The organism is Jiulongibacter sp. NS-SX5, from assembly GCF_052828545.1.
In genome coordinates, this window is the sequence record NZ_CM128248.1 from 3294514 (window position 1) to 3312261 (window position 17748).

Consider the following 17748-nt stretch of genomic DNA (forward strand, 5'->3'; position numbering starts at 1 on the left):
TATGGCGGAAGTAGCAGAAAAAGAAAAGAAAGAGCCACTATTCTCCAAAAAGAATTTACAGGTTATTAAAGATCCTTTGGATGATAATAATCCTGTAACGGTTCAGGTATTAGGTATTTGCTCAGCATTGGCGGTTACAGTTCAGGTGAAGCCTGCTTTAATTATGTCAGTCTGTGTGATCTTTGTAAGTGCTTTCTCCAATTTAATTGTGAGTTTGCTTCGTAAAGGAATTCCTACCAGAGTGAGAATTATAGTTCAGCTTATTGTAGTGGCAACTTTAGTAACTATTGTAGACCAGGTATTGAAGGCTTACATGTTTGATGTTAGTAAGAAACTCTCAGTTTTTGTCGGTTTGATCATTACTAACTGTATCATCATGGGTCGTTTAGAGGCCTTTGCATTAGGTCAAAAACCGTGGCCTGCATTTTTAGATGGTGTGGGTAATGGAATTGGATATGGTATCATCTTGGTGGCAGTGGCTTTCTTCAGAGAGTTATTGGGTGCTGGTAAGGTATTTGGCTTCCAGGTTATTCCTCAGTGGGCATATGATCATGGATATGTAAATAATGGTCTAATGGTTCTTCCTCCTGCCGCTTTATTCCTGATCGGTATTTACATCTGGGTTCAAAGAAGTAAGAACACTAAACTGGTGAACATTTCTTAAAATATTAGCTATGGAGCATTTATTAAGTCTTTTTGTAAAGTCAATTTTTGTAGAAAATGCCGTCTTCGCTTTCTTCTTAGGAATGTGTTCATTTCTGGCCGTTTCAAAGAAGATTAAGACAGCCTTTGGTTTAGGATTAGCTGTAGTTTTTGTAATGATACTAACGGCACCTCTAAACTATTTTATATTGAATTATATGCTGGCAGAGGGAGCTTTAGCCTGGATACATCCATCTTTGGCTGATGTTGATTTGACCTTCTTGTCGTTTATATTATTTATTTCCACCATTGCTGGTGCCGTGCAGTTGGTTGAGATGGTGGTAGAGAAATTTGCCCCGGCTCTATACAGTGCTTTGGGTATTTTCCTTCCTTTGATTACAGTAAACTGTTCAATTCTAGGAGCATCGCTATTCATGCAAGAGCGTGAATACAATTTTGCAGAGACAGCCGTATTCTCATTGGGTACGGGTATTGGCTTTTTCTTAGCCATTGTGTTATTAGCAGCTATCAGAGAAAGATTGCAGTATTCTAAAGTACCTCCTGCCTTACAGGGTTTAGGTATTGCCATGATCGTTACAGGACTAATGGCTATTGCTTTCTTAAGTTTTTCAGGTATTAAATTGTAAAGAAACTTATGCTACCTATTCTTCTTAGTAGTATCGTTGTATTTATCCTTGTAGTACTTCTTTTCGTCTTTTTGATTATCACGGCGAAGGCGAAGTTACTTCCTCAGGGCGATGTCAATATTGTTATTAATGGTGATAGCGAAAATGCTCTCACCGTAAAACCAGGCGACACGCTTTTGAATGTTTTAGGAAATAATAATCTTTTCCTCGCTTCAGCATGTGGTGGTGGTGGAACATGTGCCATGTGTAAGTGTCAGGTTTTTAGTGGAGGCGGTGAAGTACTCCCTACAGAAACCAATCACTTAAATAGAAGACAAGTGGCAGATAAGGAACGTTTGGCCTGTCAGGTGAAGGTTAAAGAGGATATGGAAATCAGAATACCAGATGAGGTATTCGGTGTGAAGAAATGGGAATGTGAAGTGGTTTCCAATTATAACGTAGCTTCCTTTATCAAGGAATTTGATGTAAAACTTCCTGAAGGAGAAACGCTAGACTTTGAAGCAGGTGGTTATATTCAAATAGACGTGCCTAAAACCACTATAGAGTATAAGGATATAGATATTACTGCTCACCCTGAGTATCATGAAACTCCGGATAAGTTTAAAACGGAGTGGGATAAGTTTAATCTTTGGCCATTAAAAATGGTCAATGATGAAGAGGTTTTCCGTGCTTACTCAATGGCCAATCACCCTGCTGAGGGGAATAGAATTAAATTGACTATACGTATAGCTACACCACCTTGGGATAGAGCCAAGAATGGTTGGATGGATGTGAATCCTGGGGTATGTTCGTCATATATCTTTAGTAGAAAACCGGGAGATAAGGTTACTATTTCTGGGCCTTATGGTGAGTTCTTTATTAAAGAAACAGAAGCTGAAATGCTTTATATAGGTGGTGGTGCCGGTATGGCTCCAATGAGATCTCATTTATTCCACCTCTTCCATACGCTGAAAACGAAGCGTAAGGTGACATTCTTCTATGGTGGTAGAACACGCAGAGAGTTGTTCTACATCAATGAATTCAAAGAAATTGAGAAGCAGTTCCCTAATTTCAAATTCTTTGTAGCTCTGGATAACCCACAGGAAGAAGATAACTGGACTTTGAAAAAGGATATCAATGATCCCGAAGGAGATGGTTTCAAAGGCTTTGTGCATAATGTTGTAATAGACGAGTTCTTAAGTAAGCACGAGGCACCTGAAGATATCGAACTATATTTCTGTGGACCTCCAATGATGAACCAGTCAGTTCTTAAAATGGCTGAAGATTGGGGAATGCCTGATGAAAATGTATCATTTGATGATTTCGGAGGCTAAGAAACTTGGCCTCTTTGGTCTTCTTATTTGCTGTTTTCTGGTCTCTTGTAAAGAGCCAAAGGCAGAATATGAGCTTATATCAGGAGAAGCTCAAGGTACGACGTTTCAGATTGTTTATGCTCCTACTTCCGCTGGAGTTAAAGCTGAAAGTATTGATAGTCTGTTCACCGTCATTGATAATTCAATGTCTTTGTGGGTGCCAGAGTCTGTAATATCAAAGGTTAATCTAGGTCAATTAGAAACTGAGTTAGACCCTCATTTTGTTACGGTTTTCAATAGGTCAAAGGAGCTGTATAATTGGAGTGATGGCCTTTTTGACCCTACAGTTCGACCTCTATTAAGTGCTTGGGGACTTGTTCGAAAAGAAAAAAGAGAAATACCTACCTCTTCCGAGATTGACAGTCTAAAAGAATTTATTGGTCTTCAAAAGTTCTCATTGGATGGTAATTTGCTTAGCAAAGAGATCCCTAATGCTACACTGGATTTTAACGCCTTAGCTCAGGGCTACACAGTAGATGTTCTGGCGTGCTATCTCGATGACTTGGGCTGTTCAGATTATCTCATTGAAGTAGGAGGGGAGTTGAGATCAAAAGGAAGAAACAGAGAGGGTGCTGAATGGCGAGTAGGTATAGAGAAGCCAGACTATAACCAAACTGAAGGTAGAAATGCACTGGAGACTATTGTAAAGCTTAATAATGCCTCTTTGGCTACCTCTGGCAGTTACCGTAAATATGTCGAGCTAGATGGTAAAAAATATAGCCACACCATAAATCCTACAACAGGAATGCCAGTGGATCATCAGATGTTAAGTGTTTCGGTTATAGCACCAAATGCTATGGATGCAGATGCTTATGCTACCTATTTTATGATCGTTGGAAAAGACAAGGCTTTAGAATTGGCACCTGAATTAGGATTGAAAATACAATGTCTCTCAGAAGAAAACGGTAAAATTCAGACAGCTTTCTCCGAAGGTTTTGAAGAGTTAATCGTACCTATGGACTAAGAGTTTTCGCAAGCCTCACCTACCTTTCTACCACAAGCACCACACACAGCTCCTTCTTTCTGAAGCATAGGATTATTATTCGCACAAGTTCCTTTAAACTCTCCATTTTTAACAAAGAGCAAACGAACGCTAAAAAGGAAAAATGCGAATAGAACGGCAGCTAATGTTACAAGTAATAATTTCATTCTCTCTTATTAATTATTGCCTTTTGGCGTTATTCAAAACTACAAAACTCTAAAGTTTCACACTAACAATTCGATACCATTCTCAAATTTCATTATTAAGAAAATGATATTCTTTTGTCTTTTTCGAGGAATTCTTTAATTTGTTTCGAGCATATCAAAATCCTGAAATTACTATGGAAACTAAAGTAGATCGTATACTCATAAACAAGAACCTACAGGAAATAGTGCAGGTTAATCCGGATACTTCTGTAATAGAAGCCTTAGCTGTTATGGAGAAGTATGGAGTGGGAGCAGTATTAGTGATGGACGGGAAGAAGCTTGCCGGTATTTTCTCTGAACGTGACTATGCCAGAAAGGGTATTATTAAAGGAAGGAAGGCGAAAAGTACCCCTATGACGGAGGTGATGACCGCAAATGTTTTCACAGTAGACTCTGAAATGGGTATAAAGGACTGTATGGAACTCATGAATGATAAAGGTATCAGACACTTGCCGGTGGTGGATGAAGGTGTAGTGGTGGGAGTATTGAGTATTCGGGATATCGTAAATGCTTTGATCAAAGAGCAAAGACAGCATATTAACTTTTTAGAGAATTATATCTCAGGATCAATCGCGGGCTAAGGTTTACCTATCTTTGTGTAAACACTTAGTACATGTCAAAAAAGCTGTATATCATCAGGCATGCCCATGCCGAAGATTTAGGGAATGTTAGTCTAGTTAAGGATTCTGAGAGGGAGTTGACCTCAAAAGGAATCATGCAGTCTGCCAAGCTTGGCAGATATATGAAAAATACTGGTGCAGACCTTGGTATTTACAATAGCAGTCCTGCTTCACGAGCACGTCAGACTGCTTCTATTATGATGGAACAATATTCTTTGAATACAGACGAACTTGTGATAAATGAGGGGCTGTATGGAGGTGGGCCCAGGGGCTATTTGGCCTGCTTGAATCAATTACCCGAAAAAACAGATAGTGCCGCCATTTTTGGGCATAACCCAGATATCAGCTTCTTTGCGGAGTACTTAACCAGAGATGATATACAAGGAAGTATGAAAAAAGCCTCGGTCATCATTATGGAGTTTGAAGATCTAAAATGGGCTGAAATTTCCGGGAATACAGGAACTGTACTTCAAAGAATTGACGTTTCTGACATAAACTAGAGAGTTGTGAAGAAGAATAATATCTTTAAAATAGCATTTGTCCTCTTTCTGGCCATTGTACTCTATGTGCTGTATGATATGAGTAGCCAAACTACTGGTCCATGGAATAAAGATAAGCAACTCGAAAGAGTACTTCCAGAGTAATTTATATTCTGATTTCAGCGATTACTGCATAGTGATCTGAAGCAAAGCGACCTTCCCAGGTATTGGATAAGCTTGCGTGTTGTAGGACGGTGATATCAGGACTCACCAAGATATGGTCAATATTGGAGTTCTTTTGTTCTTTTGATTCAAAGCCGTTAAACGTATCATATGGCCCGAAATGTGGTGTTTTGCTCACATACTGAGCATTATAAAATCCAGCTTTATCAAAAACTTTCAATGGTTCATCTACCGGGGTACTATTTAAGTCTCCCATGATGATGGTACCTTCTTTATTGGCAATATGATTCACTATGACTTCTGAACTCTTTTCTCGTGCTACTACCCCAATATGGTCATAATGAGCATTAAATACTGTTATACGTTCTTTTGAACTCATGTCTTCCAGTATGACTTTGGTAGCTATTCTAGGTAGAGCAGCATCCCAGCTTTTTGATGGTTTTTCAGGTGTTTCTGATAGCCAGATGGTTTCCCATTTAACTAATTTGAATCTATCTGTTTTCCAGAAGATAGGGGCATATTCGCCAGCCTCTTTTCCATCATTTCTCCCAACGCCTACCCATGTATAGGCCTCGAGTGATTTTGAAAGATAATCTACCTGAGTTTTGGTGGCTTCCTGAAAACCTACAATATCGGCTTCATGATAAGTGACCGTTTGTGCCACCAAGTGTTTTCTGTTTTCCCACTGATTGATACCATCGTTTGGATTGTTATACCTAATGTTAAAAGTCATAACATTAGTGCTTGTTTGAGCAGAAAGCCCAAAGCTTAAGAGAGAAAGAAATAAGATGAATTTGGTGGTCATGTCTGTACTGTAACTTTGGAATGAAAATTACAGCCAGATAAGTAAAGTCCAAACCTTAGGACTTGAATACCTTAAGGAAATTCGATAAAAGCCAGTTTTCTTCCGACTTAAGAATGGCTTCCATAGTGCTATCAGCGAATTGTGTTACGTTACTGATGTCTTCAATGATACGTAAGACTTCTTTCTTTTCTTCGGTGTCGCCTTTAAGTTCTTTCTTGATATCTTCCATGGTACCGATAATCGGCTCCACTTCTCTTCTACGTCTTTCTTTAGCGATTTGACGAGCTACTTTCCAGATATCTTTTTCAGCAACGAAGTACTCCTTACGTTCACCAGGCAATAGTTGTTTGAAGATTAATCCCCAGCTCATAAGGTCACGAAGGTTCATGTTCACGTTTCCTCTTGAAATCTGTAATTCTGCCATGATTTGGTCAGCATTCAGAGCTTCAGGTGAAAGCAACAAAAGGGCGTGAATCTGCGACATGGTACGGTTTATCCCCCACTGAGTGGCAAGGGTACCCCATGTATGGATAAACTTATCCTTCGCTTCTTGTAACTCCATAAAATGGTAAAACTAAATCTATTAGGTATGCACGTAAGATCAGAAGTCAAATAAAGCGAGTCTTATTGAATTTTCAAAATTTTCTGAAAATATTTCAAAAGCCGAATACAAGCTTCTCGTCTTTATTTCAACGATTTTCTTATAGCATATCTTCCTCTTCTTCAGGGACTATCTTAGCAGGGCTCGTATATTTTTGACGAGTGCTATCAGACGGAGGCATATAGGTTTCACCCGGGCTAAAGATGCAATCTCCCGAGATTCTGATACCTGCGGGTACATTGAAGCTTGTCTTTTTGTATTCAAGATCTTCATCTTCATACACCTTTTGCATAAACTTGCCATAGGCGGGAAGTGACATTCTACCCCCTTGACCATGATACAGACTACGGAAGTGAACGGCTCTATCATCAGCACCGGACCAAACGCCAGCTATTAAGTTTTGTGTAAGACCCATAAACCAACCATCAGAGAAGTTCGAAGTAGTTCCTGTTTTACCGGCAACTTCATTTCCACTTAGAAGACCATATCTCGCCAGGCCTGCAGATGTACCTCCACCCTGTGTAGATCCTCTCATCAGGTGGATCATTTTGTAGGCTGTTTCAGCACTTAATACTTCTTTTTGGTCTGGAAGGTATTCTCTTATTAGTTCGCCGTGTTTATCTTCAATTCTGGTCACAAATAATGGCTCGGTGTACTTCCCGCCATTGGCAAAAACAGAATAGCCACCTAACATTTCGTATAATGAAACCTCACTCACACCAAGGCAGAGTGAGGGGCTATTGGCTAGTTCACTTTCAATGCCCAGTTGCTTTGCCATCTTGATAACATTACTCGGCTTAAACTGTTTGATCAGACGTGCACTAACAGAGTTGACAGATTGGCCTAAGGCTCTTCTCAATGTTAAAGGCTTATAAGTGTACTTCCCGTTGGCATTTTTAGGAGTGTAGGTGGTTCCTACCAATCCATCTTCGGCACCAAAAGTAACCGGTTCATCTACCACCACTTCACAAGTGGAGAAACCATTGTCAATTGCTGTTACATACACAAATGGCTTAAAAGTAGAGCCTGGTTGACGTTTTCCTTGCTCCACCATATCGTATTTGAAGTACTTGAAGTTAATATCTCCTACCCAAGCTTTGATATGCCCGTTTCGCGGATCCATGGCCATCATACTCATATGGAGGAACTTCTTGTAATGTCGTAGACTGTCCATATGAGAGATGACAGTATCTTTCTCCACGTAAGCTCCATCCTCCAGAACCAGGATACGCATTTCCTCCTTTTTCTCCATCTCAGCGAAAATCTTCTTCTCGTCATTACCGAGTTCTTTTTTCAATTGACGATAGACTGCGGTCCTTCTGGCTACACGCTCAATGAAACCTGGGATTTCTCGATACCCTGCTGCTGAGGTTTCGGCATTTCTTCTTTCTACCCAAGGGTTTCTGCCTTTCCAGTGTTCGTAGAATATTTTTTGCTGACTCACCATATGGTCATTTACCGCCTCTTCGGCGTAATTCTGCATTCTGGAGTCAATAGTCGTGTATATCTTGAAACCTTTATTATAAAGGTCCTCAGGTTTATAACCGTATTTGGTGATTTCTTTCTTTGCCCAGGCTTTCAGGTATTCTCTAAAATGAGGTGCAGGGCCATTGTTTTGTGACTCCGGAGAATAATTAAGTTCAATATCCTCTTCTTTGAGCTGATCAAACTCATCTTTACTCAGTTTGCCATATTTCACCATTTGAGCCAAAACTGTATTTCTTCGAGGCTTGGCCAAATGTGGTCTGAACTTGGGATTGAAACGAGATGGATTCTGAATCATACCTACCAAAAGAGCCGCTTCATTAGTCGTTAATTCAGACGGATTCTTTTGGAAATAAGTTTTCGTTGCCGACTTGATACCATGAGCCCCAGAGCTGAATTCAATCGTATCCAGATACATTTTCATGATCTCCGGCTTAGTATATCTTCTTTCAAGCTTAACGGCGGTAATCCACTCCTTAGTTTTAATGATAAGAGTTCTGACACCCGGCACTTTGTATAAGAAACTCTCAAAAGAGTCATCTCTACGAAGTCTGAAAAGGTTTTTAGCCAACTGTTGGGAAATGGTACTACCACCACCAGAAGGATTCAAAGTTGCCAGACCTGTAAACACTCTGATCATTGATCTGGCGTCAATTCCACCGTGTTTTGTAAATCGAACATCCTCTGTGGCTATCAGGGCATCGATAAGTTTAGGAGATAATTCTTCAAAATCTGCCGGACTTCTATTCTCATAGAAGAACTTTCCTAACACCACTCCATCCGATGAAATCACCTCTGACGCAATTTCACTCTTTGGGTTATCCAAATCTTCTACGCTGGGCATTCTGCCAAAAAGCCAAAACAAATTGAAGTTTACCGCCAGAAGGTAGACCACAAAAAGTCCGATGCCACCAAAGAAAAATACGTAAAGGAAATTGATGATTTTTTTGTACTTGCCATTGGCCAAAAAGCCCATCTGTGGAAATTTCATATTAGGAAAACGGTATTTATTGATCTTTCAAATTTACAGGATTATGACTTATAACGGTGCTTAAGGTCAGAAATTTCAGGGACTTACATCTTCTAGAGCTTATATCTAGGCATGGCACTGATTTTCTGATCTGAAAATTCACCTGCTTCATACTTAAAATGAGCAGCCATCGCTATCATAGCAGCGTTATCTGTGCAATATTGAAATTGAGGGGTAAACACCTCTAAACCTTCCTTTTCTGCAAGCTCTTGAATGGCTTTTCTTAATCCTGAGTTGGCCGCCACACCCCCGGCAATTGCTACTTGTTTTACTTTTAATTTTCGTGTGGCTTTCCTCAGCTTTTGAAGTAGCATTTTAATTAACGTGTGCTGATAACTGGCACAAATATCATCGATGTTTTCATCAATGAAATCGGCATTCTTGTTTACCTCTTTCTGAAGAAAATAAAGCAAAGCCGTCTTTATTCCTGAAAAGGAATAGGTAAAGCCTGGCATATCTGAAACTGGAAACTCAAAGGCCTGAGGGTTGCCCTTAGCAGCATGTTTGTCTATCATTGGGCCACCCGGGTAGGGCAGGCCTAGCATTTTAGCGGCTTTATCGAAGGCTTCTCCCACGGCATCATCCTGTGTTTCTCCGAGAACTTCCATCTCTAAAGGGGAAGAAACTAGGACCAGCTGCGTATGACCTCCACTTACGGTGAGGCAAATGAATGGAAAAGAGGGCTTTGGTTCATCAATGAAATGGGCCAGAATATGAGCCTGCATATGATTGACTTCTATCAGCGGGATGTTCATTGCCAGTGCAAAGGACTTGGCAAATGAAGTGCCTACAAGTAGCGAACCTAGGAGCCCCGGACCTCGGGTAAAACCGACCGCATCCACCTCATTTTTTGTTACCTTTGCTTTTTGCAAAGCAGACTCTACTACAGGCAAAATGTGCTGTTGATGAGCACGGCTGGCGAGTTCTGGAACTACACCGCCGTATTTTTCGTGTATTACCTGAGTAGAAACAATGTTAGATTTCACCTCTCCGTTAATAATTACGGCGGCAGAAGTCTCATCGCAAGATGATTCTATAGCCAGTATGATGGGGGTATTCGGCATATGAAACGCAAAATTAGAAAGAACGCGGCAGATAAATAAATTTGAAAAGAGGGCTTAAAATTGGTTTCAGGACATTCTTGATCCTGCTTATAGTACTGGCTGGCCTGGGTGCTACGCTTTTCTATGCTCTGCAATGGTCAGAGTTTCAGACCACTTTAGGCCAACGTTCCGCTAAATGGCTCTCTGATAAATTAGGCTCTACGGTAACTGTAGGAAATGTAAGGATAAGCTGGCTTGATGAGATTTGGCTGGAAGATGTCAATGTGAAGGACCTACAGGGAAGAGACATGATCTACGTGAGAGAGATTTACGTCAATACCAAAACCAATTTTAAATTCAGAGGGGAGAAGATCATCGATTTTGATAATAATCTGGATTACGTCATGCTTAAAGAGCCTGATGTCAAATTATATAAAGAAGAATCTGGTCAGTTAAACCTTGACGAGTGGATTAAAAAAGTAGGGAATACCCTCCGAGGTAAGGACGCCAAAGGAAAACCGGCAGCCTTCTCTATAGATGAGGCTGTAATTGAGAAAGGTACTTTCGAGTTCATTGATCCATCCAGGAACAGAATGCCGAAGGAGCTTTTTGATTATACAAACTTCACCTTCAATGATCTCTCTGGCAAAATAGAAAACTTCTATGTGCATAATGATACTGTAAGGTTTAAAGGGAGCGGAATAAAGGGGATTGATAAACGAAGCAATTTGGTAGTCAAGAAAATTGATACTGATTTTCTGTACACTAAAAAAATGATGGTTTTTGATCATTTGGTTGGTCGGTTTAATGATTCATATGTCACAAACTTTCTTTCCATACACTATAACAAGCCATCTGACCTTAATGATTTCAATAATAAAGTTAGGCTTAAAGCTCAGCTGAGAGGAGCTACCCTTCATGCTCAGGATCTGGGGAGGTTTGCTTCAGCGATGTATGCTTATGACGAGGTTTATCGTGTAGATGCTGATTTGGGGGGGAAGGTCACAGATTTGTATTTTGATAATGCCGATCTCAAATTTGGCTCAGGGAGTTATATCACTGGTAATGGAAACTTTAAAGGTTTGCCAGATGTAAAAAATACTTATTACCATATGAACTTGTCAGATTCCAGAATTCTGGCAATTGACAGTAAGCAGTACGCTGGTGAGGAGAATTTTAAGAACTATGTAGAACAGTTTGGGCAGGTTGATTTCAAAGGCCTTTTCAAAGGTACCGGAAATGATTTTGTAGCCGATGGCACTGTGATCTCCACCGGGCTTGGCAAAGTGAAAGGGAAGATGACTTTTGCGATAGAACCTACGTCAAAGCTACCGATGTATAATGCTGATCTGGTAACCACAGATCTGGATTTGGGTAAACTGTCAGGAAACTCCATTGTCAAAAAAATAAGTTTCAAAGGAAAACTTAGAGGAGCCGGGTCTCAAATAAAAACTGCCTCTGTAGATATGAATGGAGAGGTAATGTCTATTTGGTTTGATGATTATACCTACAAGAACATAAAGGTAGATGGTCAGGTAAAAAATCAGGTTTTCAGAGGCTCAGTAGATATCAATGATCCGAATATTACGGCCGATGTAGCTGGTTTAGTCGATTTTAATGTAGACCAAACAGCTTACGGTATTAAAGGAAATATCTCCAATGCAAACCTGAAGCCTTTAGGGTATACAGATGAGGACATTCGGCTCGAAACAAAGTTTGATTTCAACTTCAAAGGAAATAAGTTGGATGATTGGGTAGGTCAGGCTGAGTTTGAGAATATTTATGCTTACACAGACGATCGAAACCTAGTCCTTGACGATCTCCGTTTTCTAAGTTCTAATGAGAACAATAATCGGAAAATGGGGCTCAGGTCTCAGTTTTTTGATGCCGAAATAAGTGGCGACTTCTTGCCCACCGAGCTTATTCAGGATGTGATTCAATTGAAGAATGAATATGGCTTGTTTTTTACAGGAACAGAGGCTGAAAGAACACAGTATTATAGAGAGAAACGTCTGGACTCGCTTTCGCGGAATTACAAGGCTAATTATGCTCTGGAGTTTAAGGATACCGATGACTTTTTTGCCTTTATGCAGCCGGATCTCACGGTTTCTAATGACGCCAGAGTTGAAGGGGAAATTAGGGTAAGGTCTACCTCTCAGTTTACGCTTTTTGCATCTGCCGATACCATTAATTATGCGGGTAACGAATTCCTGGATAATGAAGTAGATTTTTATTCATCAAAGGGCTGGCTTTCACCTAAAGTTTTGACCTCCCTGATCATGAACTCAAGAGAGCAGCATTTGGCAAATAATGTCAATACAGAAAGGATAGACATAAATGCTGCCTGGGGAGATGGTGGACAAATAGATTTTGATGGTGGAATCAGACAAAAGGATACTCGAAATAAGGCTCAGCTTTATGGCAATGTCAAATTTGGCGTGGATGGTTTCACTGTCCAGGTGAACCCTCGAAACAGTATGGTAGATCTACTGGACTATAAATGGAAGTTTGACCGCCAGAACAGGATAAGCATTAAAGGCAAAGAAATACAGTTTGAGGACTTTAGAATTTCGAACGAAAAGCAAAGTCTGGCTTTGAGTGGTTTTGTTTCGCCTGATGAAACCAAGCAGCTTTTTGCGGCCATAAATAATTTTGACCTGAGAGCCTTAGAACCCTTGGCAGATTTGCAGATAGAAGGAATAGCCGATGGTGATGTGTCTATCAGTAATTATTACGGAAAGCCCATATTGCTGAGTAATGTTATAGTTTCAGGGTTCAAATACAAAAACATCCTGATAGGCGATGCCAATACAGTTATAGATTGGGATAACTTACTTAGCAAAGTAAAAATCGATTCTAAGGTCAATAGATTGGGTGTAAGGATTATGGATGTGACCGGCACCTATGATCCTAGTTTAGAAAATGGGGTAAAACTTACCGCCATTCTTGATGAGGCCAATCTGGAGATACTTGGAGCATTTGTAGACAATATATTCTCTGATTTGAAAGGTTATGCAGACGGAAATTTGTCTGTGACAGGTAGCCCTCGTGATTTAATCGCTCGGGGAGAAGTGGCTTTGTCTCAAGGTCAGATGAAAATCAATGCTACCGGTGGATATCTCTATTTTAACGATACCATCTTATTTACTGAGGAAGGATTTGTGGCAAAACCCGGAGGTTTCAAAGTTTATGATGCCCCTGTCAATGGCAACGAGGCATACCTCACCGGAGGGATTTTCAATGGCGGTAATGGAAATTTCATGATGGGGCTACATGGGTACATCAAAGACCCGGATGGTTTCAGAATCTATAACACTTCTCCAAAAGACAGTGACTCATTTTATGGTAGTGCATTTGCTACAGGAGATATTCACCTCACCGGGTCATTCTCTAATGTACTTATTACCGCAAACCTTGAAAGTAAGCGAAATACCAAGATTACGATTCCTCTGGATGGGGAGGCAAGTGTGAATACCAATCAAGAGGCTATTCCGTTTGCTAGTAAGCCTGTGCCGAAGGATGAAGAAAACGAAGAGGAAGTTAGGAGACCGGAGAAGGCCATCGCTGGTGTTAAAATGGTCTTCAATTTGAATCTAAATCCTGAGGCAGAATGCGAAATTATTCTCGACCGTAGAAATAATGATAAGATCAATGCCCGAGGCAATGCCCGTTTGATAATTGAGTATGATACTCGTAATGAAGACTTTACCATGAGTGGCCCATATACAGTTACCACTGGTACCTATGATTTTAGTTTCCAGAATCTGGCTTCTTTAAGGAAATTCAATATTAGGAATGGTAGTAGAATCTCATGGTCGGGTGATCCGTACACTGCAGATTTAGATATGAGAGCGGGTTATACCGCCAATGTGAATATGTCATCTATTTGGAGTTCTAGTACTACTGATGATATTGACAATACGCGTTACCCTTTAGATGTTTTAGTAAACATTTCAGGTGATTTGGCTACGCCAGATATCAGTTATGAGTTGGATTTTGATTTGAATAGAATTCCCAACAGACACCATTCTGATGTTTATGCTTTTCAGCAAAAGCTGAATGATGATGAGCAGTTTCTGAGTAGAAACGTAAGTTTTGTCATTGCCTTAAATAGTCTTTATGATGAGAGTAATGCTGTTCAGGTTTTACAAGATCAGTTTTTAGTTGAAAATATCAGCAGTATGCTGTCTAATCAGATCGGTAATCTGGCCAATAAGCTTGATCCTAATCTGGAGGTAGGTGTGTTGCTTGGTGATTTCAGACAGAGTTTATTGAATAACCTTTCTCTCAATTTCTCTTACAGCTTTATGAATAATAGAGCTAAGATTAGTGGAAGAAGTTCATACTCTAACGGTATTTACGATAACGTAACTTCTGTAAATCAGGGGCTACTGACAGTAGGCGGTGAACTGGAATACCTGCTTTCTGAAGATGGAATGTGGAGACTTCAGGTGCATTCACGAAGCGTACCTAGCTCTAATTATTCTTTGAGCATAGGTACAGCCACAGGTGGCAATGTAATGGTGTCAGGGGCAAGTATCTTGTTCTCCAGAAACTTTAATAAGTTTCCTATTGGCGTAGCCAGAAAAGAAGAAGAGGAGAAAATTGAACCTGTTAATCCTGAGGTCTCACTTTTGAAATAAAAAAAGCCTTTGCGGTTAGCAAAGGCTTCAAAAGAATCACTGTCTTCAGAACTTAGATCCTTACTACTTCAGCGTTTGTAAGCTGAGCAGATTCTAATATTTCTCTGGCGTACTTCAGGTTACCTGTAGGTGCCATTAAGTAAAGTCTGCTGTTTTTGATTTTAGCAAGCTCATTCAGCAATGTCAATTTAGTAATTGAGTTCTGGCTGTCTAGAGCTTTAAGAGTTACTTCAAAAAAACATTTCTTTGAGTAACTAACTCCTGTTACATCTGGAATAAACTTTTGCTGGTCAGCTGCTCTCTCGTAGGCAAATGGCTGCTCATATCCTTCCATGTCGGCTTTGATATTGTCGAAACCATTTTTCTGAGCCCAGGCAATCGTTTTTTCAATGTGTTTGGTCTTGTCCATCGGGAAAATTTTCGGTTGGTTTGAGAGTTTGATTTCTCGGTCGTATAAAGTCGGAAGCCACAAAGGTAGGAAAGTCTAAACCTAAAGCAAAACTCAAAAAGGGCTCAATTACAAGATTTATTGCCGTTTAGAGCGTTAAAATGCACTTGACCTTTCCTTTTTGAGATGATGACTCCACTCAATAAAAACTGCTATCTTCTTAGCCACCAGCCTAGCCATAAGCCTGTTAAGCCCCATGAGCCCACGGCATCAAGAAGATAAGCTAATGTCGGCGTTTCAAACCAAATGGAATTCAGATAAGGGATTGTAAAATATCCAATAAGCCCTACAGCAATACATGAAATGATGATTGTCTGAAAACTAGGATTCCCCATTTTTAGCAGTAACCAGGCCATCAAGCCTGCGGCTAAAATATCAATGATGAGACCACGTGACATGCTTGCGGTCATGTTATTTGTAAATTCTTTATGGTAATAGATCTGAGCCCATGGCTTGCCGAGGGAGTTTTCCATAAGCTCAGCCTCATCACCTCCGGGAGGAATGGTAGGTAGGAAGTAAAAACCTTCTTCCAGATTTTGGTCCAGATATTCTAAGATTTCCTCCTGTTTAGGAGTGTACTGCTGGGTATCAGCGTGAAAATTAATGGCCGCCCATGAAACAAACTGCCATACGAACAAGATAAGGCCACCAACTAAGGCAGCAATGATTAATTTTTTCATCAGTTAAGGGTTTGGTTTCCAGATCAATTTCCTTAAAAACTATGAATTAAACAATTGATACTGAAGACTAACCGTATTCTAAGAACCCTTTGCCCTTTTGAGGAAGACCTCCTTTTTATAAACATACCCTATGATCAGTTCTATTTTAAGTCGGTTTGGGTTTAGAACTGTGATTTCTCCATCTAGGTGAATTTTGCTTTTAGGTAAGTAAACTCTGCCACAGCAGTATTGTGTAGCACTTTCCTTTTCAAACTCCTTGAGAATATAGACGGTTTCCTTTTTCAAGATAGAATCATCTTCGTCATTGCCAAAGGATAAAAGCTTACCAAAGTATTTACCATCCTTTACTGAAATATTGACCAACCCGTTGGTTTCTTCATCTTGCCAAATACCTTTAATATCATTTTGCTGGGCAAAGCCTTCAAGATTAGGAGCGAAAAATAGGGAAGTGAAGAGTACTATTGCGGCTATAGATTTGCCAAATCTTCTTTCTTGAATTTTATCATATTCAGCTACATATGAAGGGTGTTCTGTTTTCATAAGTCTATCCCATACCCTGAAATACAAGCCATAATTTCCCTTAAATCTGGAGTGGTGAAGATTATGATAAACTGAGGAGTTAACTATCTCGAAAAGCCACGATTTTCTAAACCATTTTGGTAGAATTTCATAACCTAAATGGCCATAGACATTAATCGCAAATGAGCTAAAACTAAATAACATTAAACTGATAGGATGCATCGGTAGTATGAAAACCAAAATGGGTAAGATCATGGCTTCACTTATGGATTCAAAAAACTGAAATGAATAGGAAGTCCAGGGACTGGGATTGGTAGATTTATGGTGTACTAGGTGTACAATCTTAAAGAGTCTTGGATGATGTACGAGCCTGTGCATCCAGTAGAAATAAGTGTCATGAATAACCAGAGCTATGAGAAGACTTACTGGTATAAACCAAGGGCCATATTTATCGATCTCCAGGTAAAGCAGAGTGTACTCTTTTATGGGGCTTACCAAAAAAATAACCTGCATTAAGATGATGATCATCATGGTAACCAGTGAATGCAGGATTTCTCGTTTAAAATCTTTGTTTAAAGCATTTTTAGATTGGATTTTACTCTTAATAAAAGCAGAGCTTTTCCACACATAAAAAATTAAAAAAGGTATACCTGCCAGTAAGAAATACTGTATAAACTTTACAGGAATGAATCTCAGAAATGAATTTATATACTCCATAAGTAATTTGTTTTGATACAAATTTGAGGAGCTCAGAAATGATATGTCATTAACAAAAGATAAGAAAGGCTAGCGGCGAGCTACTCTTTTTCTTATTCGGCTTAATGAAACGGGAGTAACGCCGAGTACATTGGCAATGTATTTATCGGGTACGCGATTGAAAATGTTTGGTTGTTTTTGAATAAACTCCAGATAACGCTCTTCAGGTGAAAGCATAATAAAGGCTTCCAGATGTTCAAGAGATTCTTTAAGCATATGCTGAAGAAAATCCTGTCTGCTATGCTCCAGGCCCATATCTTTTATAATCTTGTCCATGGCGTGGTAATCCATTTTGATTATCTCAGATGGCTCTAGTGTTTCATAGGTGAATCTGGAGGGACGGTCAAGAAGGATTAAATCATGGGAAGCTACAATTTGATTCTCCCAGCGAAGCATTAAGGTCTTTTCATCGCCTTTTTTGTCATAGGTATATGCACGTATCAGACCTTTTTTCAGGTATCCAATGTACTTTTCCTTATTTCCTTCTTCAATAAAAACGGACCTTGCCGGCAGTTGGATAGTATCAAAAATGCTGGACAGTTCTGATTTTTGACCATTATTCTGCTCAAGAAGTAAGCGGAAATAAGAAGCCAATTTTTCGGTGTCCAGCATTATGAATAATTATAG

The 17748-nt window shown here is 39.8% G+C and carries 17 protein-coding genes; 8 read left to right on the top strand and 9 right to left on the bottom strand.

The window, feature by feature from the left end:
• The first annotated feature begins 1 nt into the window (after window position 1).
• Genes ACUXV0_RS14505 through ACUXV0_RS14520 form a run of 4 tightly spaced genes read left to right on the top strand, consistent with a single transcriptional unit; the run spans window position 2 to window position 3605 of the window.
• Window positions 2-664, top strand: coding sequence for an NADH:ubiquinone reductase (Na(+)-transporting) subunit D (locus tag ACUXV0_RS14505; RefSeq protein ID WP_446190283.1), 663 nt, complete (start codon window positions 2-4; stop codon window positions 662-664).
• A gap of 10 nt (window positions 665-674) precedes the next feature.
• Complete coding sequence (gene nqrE / locus ACUXV0_RS14510; protein WP_446190284.1) at window positions 675-1289, top strand: NADH:ubiquinone reductase (Na(+)-transporting) subunit E; 615 nt, start codon at window positions 675-677, stop codon at window positions 1287-1289.
• A gap of 8 nt (window positions 1290-1297) precedes the next feature.
• Window positions 1298-2602: an NADH:ubiquinone reductase (Na(+)-transporting) subunit F gene (nqrF, locus tag ACUXV0_RS14515; RefSeq protein WP_446190285.1), complete on the top strand. Its 1305-nt coding sequence runs from the start codon at window positions 1298-1300 to the stop codon at window positions 2600-2602.
• On the top strand, window positions 2568-3605 hold the full coding sequence (locus tag ACUXV0_RS14520) for an FAD:protein FMN transferase (protein WP_446190286.1): 1038 nt from the start codon (window positions 2568-2570) through the stop codon (window positions 3603-3605). The genes nqrF and ACUXV0_RS14520 overlap by 35 nt, the downstream gene beginning before the upstream one ends.
• Here ACUXV0_RS14520 and ACUXV0_RS14525 read toward each other — a convergent pair.
• Window positions 3602-3790, bottom strand: coding sequence for a hypothetical protein (locus ACUXV0_RS14525; protein WP_446190287.1), 189 nt, complete (start codon window positions 3788-3790; stop codon window positions 3602-3604). The two genes, ACUXV0_RS14520 and ACUXV0_RS14525, sit on opposite strands and share 4 nt — an antisense overlap.
• Window positions 3791-3963: 173 nt before the next feature.
• Between ACUXV0_RS14525 and ACUXV0_RS14530 the strand changes: the two genes are divergently transcribed.
• From ACUXV0_RS14530 to ACUXV0_RS14540, 3 genes are read left to right on the top strand one after another with little or no spacing between them, the layout of a single operon-like run.
• Complete coding sequence (locus tag ACUXV0_RS14530) at window positions 3964-4410, top strand: CBS domain-containing protein (RefSeq protein WP_446190288.1); 447 nt, start codon at window positions 3964-3966, stop codon at window positions 4408-4410.
• Window positions 4411-4442: 32 nt separating this feature from the next.
• On the top strand, window positions 4443-4949 hold the full coding sequence (locus tag ACUXV0_RS14535) for a SixA phosphatase family protein (protein ID WP_446190289.1): 507 nt from the start codon (window positions 4443-4445) through the stop codon (window positions 4947-4949).
• A gap of 6 nt (window positions 4950-4955) precedes the next feature.
• Window positions 4956-5093, top strand: coding sequence for a hypothetical protein (locus ACUXV0_RS14540; RefSeq protein ID WP_446190290.1), 138 nt, complete (start codon window positions 4956-4958; stop codon window positions 5091-5093).
• A gap of 1 nt (window position 5094) precedes the next feature.
• Here the strand turns inward: ACUXV0_RS14540 and ACUXV0_RS14545 are convergent, their stop codons facing one another.
• From ACUXV0_RS14545 to tsaD, 4 genes are all read right to left on the bottom strand, one after another.
• On the bottom strand, window positions 5095-5844 hold the full coding sequence (locus tag ACUXV0_RS14545) for an endonuclease/exonuclease/phosphatase family protein (RefSeq protein ID WP_446190291.1): 750 nt from the start codon (window positions 5842-5844) through the stop codon (window positions 5095-5097).
• 127 nt (window positions 5845-5971) lie between these two features.
• Window positions 5972-6478, bottom strand: a complete 507-nt coding sequence (locus ACUXV0_RS14550; protein ID WP_446190292.1) for a GbsR/MarR family transcriptional regulator — start codon at window positions 6476-6478, stop codon at window positions 5972-5974.
• A gap of 139 nt (window positions 6479-6617) precedes the next feature.
• Window positions 6618-8993, bottom strand: a complete 2376-nt coding sequence (locus tag ACUXV0_RS14555; protein ID WP_446190293.1) for a penicillin-binding protein 1A — start codon at window positions 8991-8993, stop codon at window positions 6618-6620.
• Between the two features lie 92 nt (window positions 8994-9085).
• Window positions 9086-10096, bottom strand: a complete 1011-nt coding sequence (gene tsaD, locus ACUXV0_RS14560) for a tRNA (adenosine(37)-N6)-threonylcarbamoyltransferase complex transferase subunit TsaD (protein WP_446190294.1) — start codon at window positions 10094-10096, stop codon at window positions 9086-9088.
• Window positions 10097-10137: 41 nt separating this feature from the next.
• On the opposite strand from tsaD, the gene ACUXV0_RS14565 reads away from it, so the two are divergent.
• On the top strand, window positions 10138-14718 hold the full coding sequence (locus ACUXV0_RS14565; RefSeq protein ID WP_446190295.1) for a translocation/assembly module TamB domain-containing protein: 4581 nt from the start codon (window positions 10138-10140) through the stop codon (window positions 14716-14718).
• A 52-nt stretch (window positions 14719-14770) separates the two neighbouring features.
• Here ACUXV0_RS14565 and ACUXV0_RS14570 read toward each other — a convergent pair whose 3' ends face one another.
• The 4 genes from ACUXV0_RS14570 to ACUXV0_RS14585 form a co-directional block, all read right to left on the bottom strand.
• Window positions 14771-15127 (bottom strand): hypothetical protein, encoded by a 357-nt coding sequence (locus ACUXV0_RS14570; RefSeq protein WP_446190296.1) that lies wholly within the window; start codon window positions 15125-15127, stop codon window positions 14771-14773.
• Window positions 15128-15318: 191 nt separating this feature from the next.
• Window positions 15319-15846, bottom strand: a complete 528-nt coding sequence (locus ACUXV0_RS14575; protein ID WP_446190297.1) for a hypothetical protein — start codon at window positions 15844-15846, stop codon at window positions 15319-15321.
• A gap of 78 nt (window positions 15847-15924) precedes the next feature.
• Window positions 15925-17082: a sterol desaturase family protein gene (locus ACUXV0_RS14580; RefSeq protein ID WP_446190298.1), complete on the bottom strand. Its 1158-nt coding sequence runs from the start codon at window positions 17080-17082 to the stop codon at window positions 15925-15927.
• Between the two features lie 69 nt (window positions 17083-17151).
• Window positions 17152-17733 carry a Crp/Fnr family transcriptional regulator gene (locus ACUXV0_RS14585; protein ID WP_446190299.1) on the bottom strand — a complete coding sequence of 194 codons (582 nt, stop codon included), beginning with the start codon at window positions 17731-17733 and terminating at the stop codon, window positions 17152-17154.
• Window positions 17734-17748 lie beyond the last annotated feature (15 nt).

Bases quoted from the DNA above. Each gene is read 5' to 3' on its own strand.
- ACUXV0_RS14505 (WP_446190283.1), top strand. From the start codon at position 2: ATGGCGGAAGTAGCAGAAAAAGAAAAGAAAGAGCCACTATTCTCCAAA.
- nqrE (WP_446190284.1), top strand. From the start codon at position 675: ATGGAGCATTTATTAAGTCTTTTTGTAAAGTCAATTTTTGTAGAAAAT.
- nqrF (WP_446190285.1), top strand. From the start codon at position 1,298: ATGCTACCTATTCTTCTTAGTAGTATCGTTGTATTTATCCTTGTAGTA.
- ACUXV0_RS14520 (WP_446190286.1), top strand. From the start codon at position 2,568: ATGAAAATGTATCATTTGATGATTTCGGAGGCTAAGAAACTTGGCCTC.
- ACUXV0_RS14525 (WP_446190287.1), bottom strand. From the start codon at position 3,790: ATGAAATTATTACTTGTAACATTAGCTGCCGTTCTATTCGCATTTTTC.
- ACUXV0_RS14530 (WP_446190288.1), top strand. From the start codon at position 3,964: ATGGAAACTAAAGTAGATCGTATACTCATAAACAAGAACCTACAGGAA.
- ACUXV0_RS14535 (WP_446190289.1), top strand. From the start codon at position 4,443: ATGTCAAAAAAGCTGTATATCATCAGGCATGCCCATGCCGAAGATTTA.
- ACUXV0_RS14545 (WP_446190291.1), bottom strand. From the start codon at position 5,844: ATGACTTTTAACATTAGGTATAACAATCCAAACGATGGTATCAATCAG.
- ACUXV0_RS14550 (WP_446190292.1), bottom strand. From the start codon at position 6,478: ATGGAGTTACAAGAAGCGAAGGATAAGTTTATCCATACATGGGGTACC.
- ACUXV0_RS14555 (WP_446190293.1), bottom strand. From the start codon at position 8,993: ATGAAATTTCCACAGATGGGCTTTTTGGCCAATGGCAAGTACAAAAAA.
- tsaD (WP_446190294.1), bottom strand. From the start codon at position 10,096: ATGCCGAATACCCCCATCATACTGGCTATAGAATCATCTTGCGATGAG.
- ACUXV0_RS14570 (WP_446190296.1), bottom strand. From the start codon at position 15,127: ATGGACAAGACCAAACACATTGAAAAAACGATTGCCTGGGCTCAGAAA.
- ACUXV0_RS14575 (WP_446190297.1), bottom strand. From the start codon at position 15,846: ATGAAAAAATTAATCATTGCTGCCTTAGTTGGTGGCCTTATCTTGTTC.
- ACUXV0_RS14580 (WP_446190298.1), bottom strand. From the start codon at position 17,082: ATGGAGTATATAAATTCATTTCTGAGATTCATTCCTGTAAAGTTTATA.
- ACUXV0_RS14585 (WP_446190299.1), bottom strand. From the start codon at position 17,733: ATGCTGGACACCGAAAAATTGGCTTCTTATTTCCGCTTACTTCTTGAG.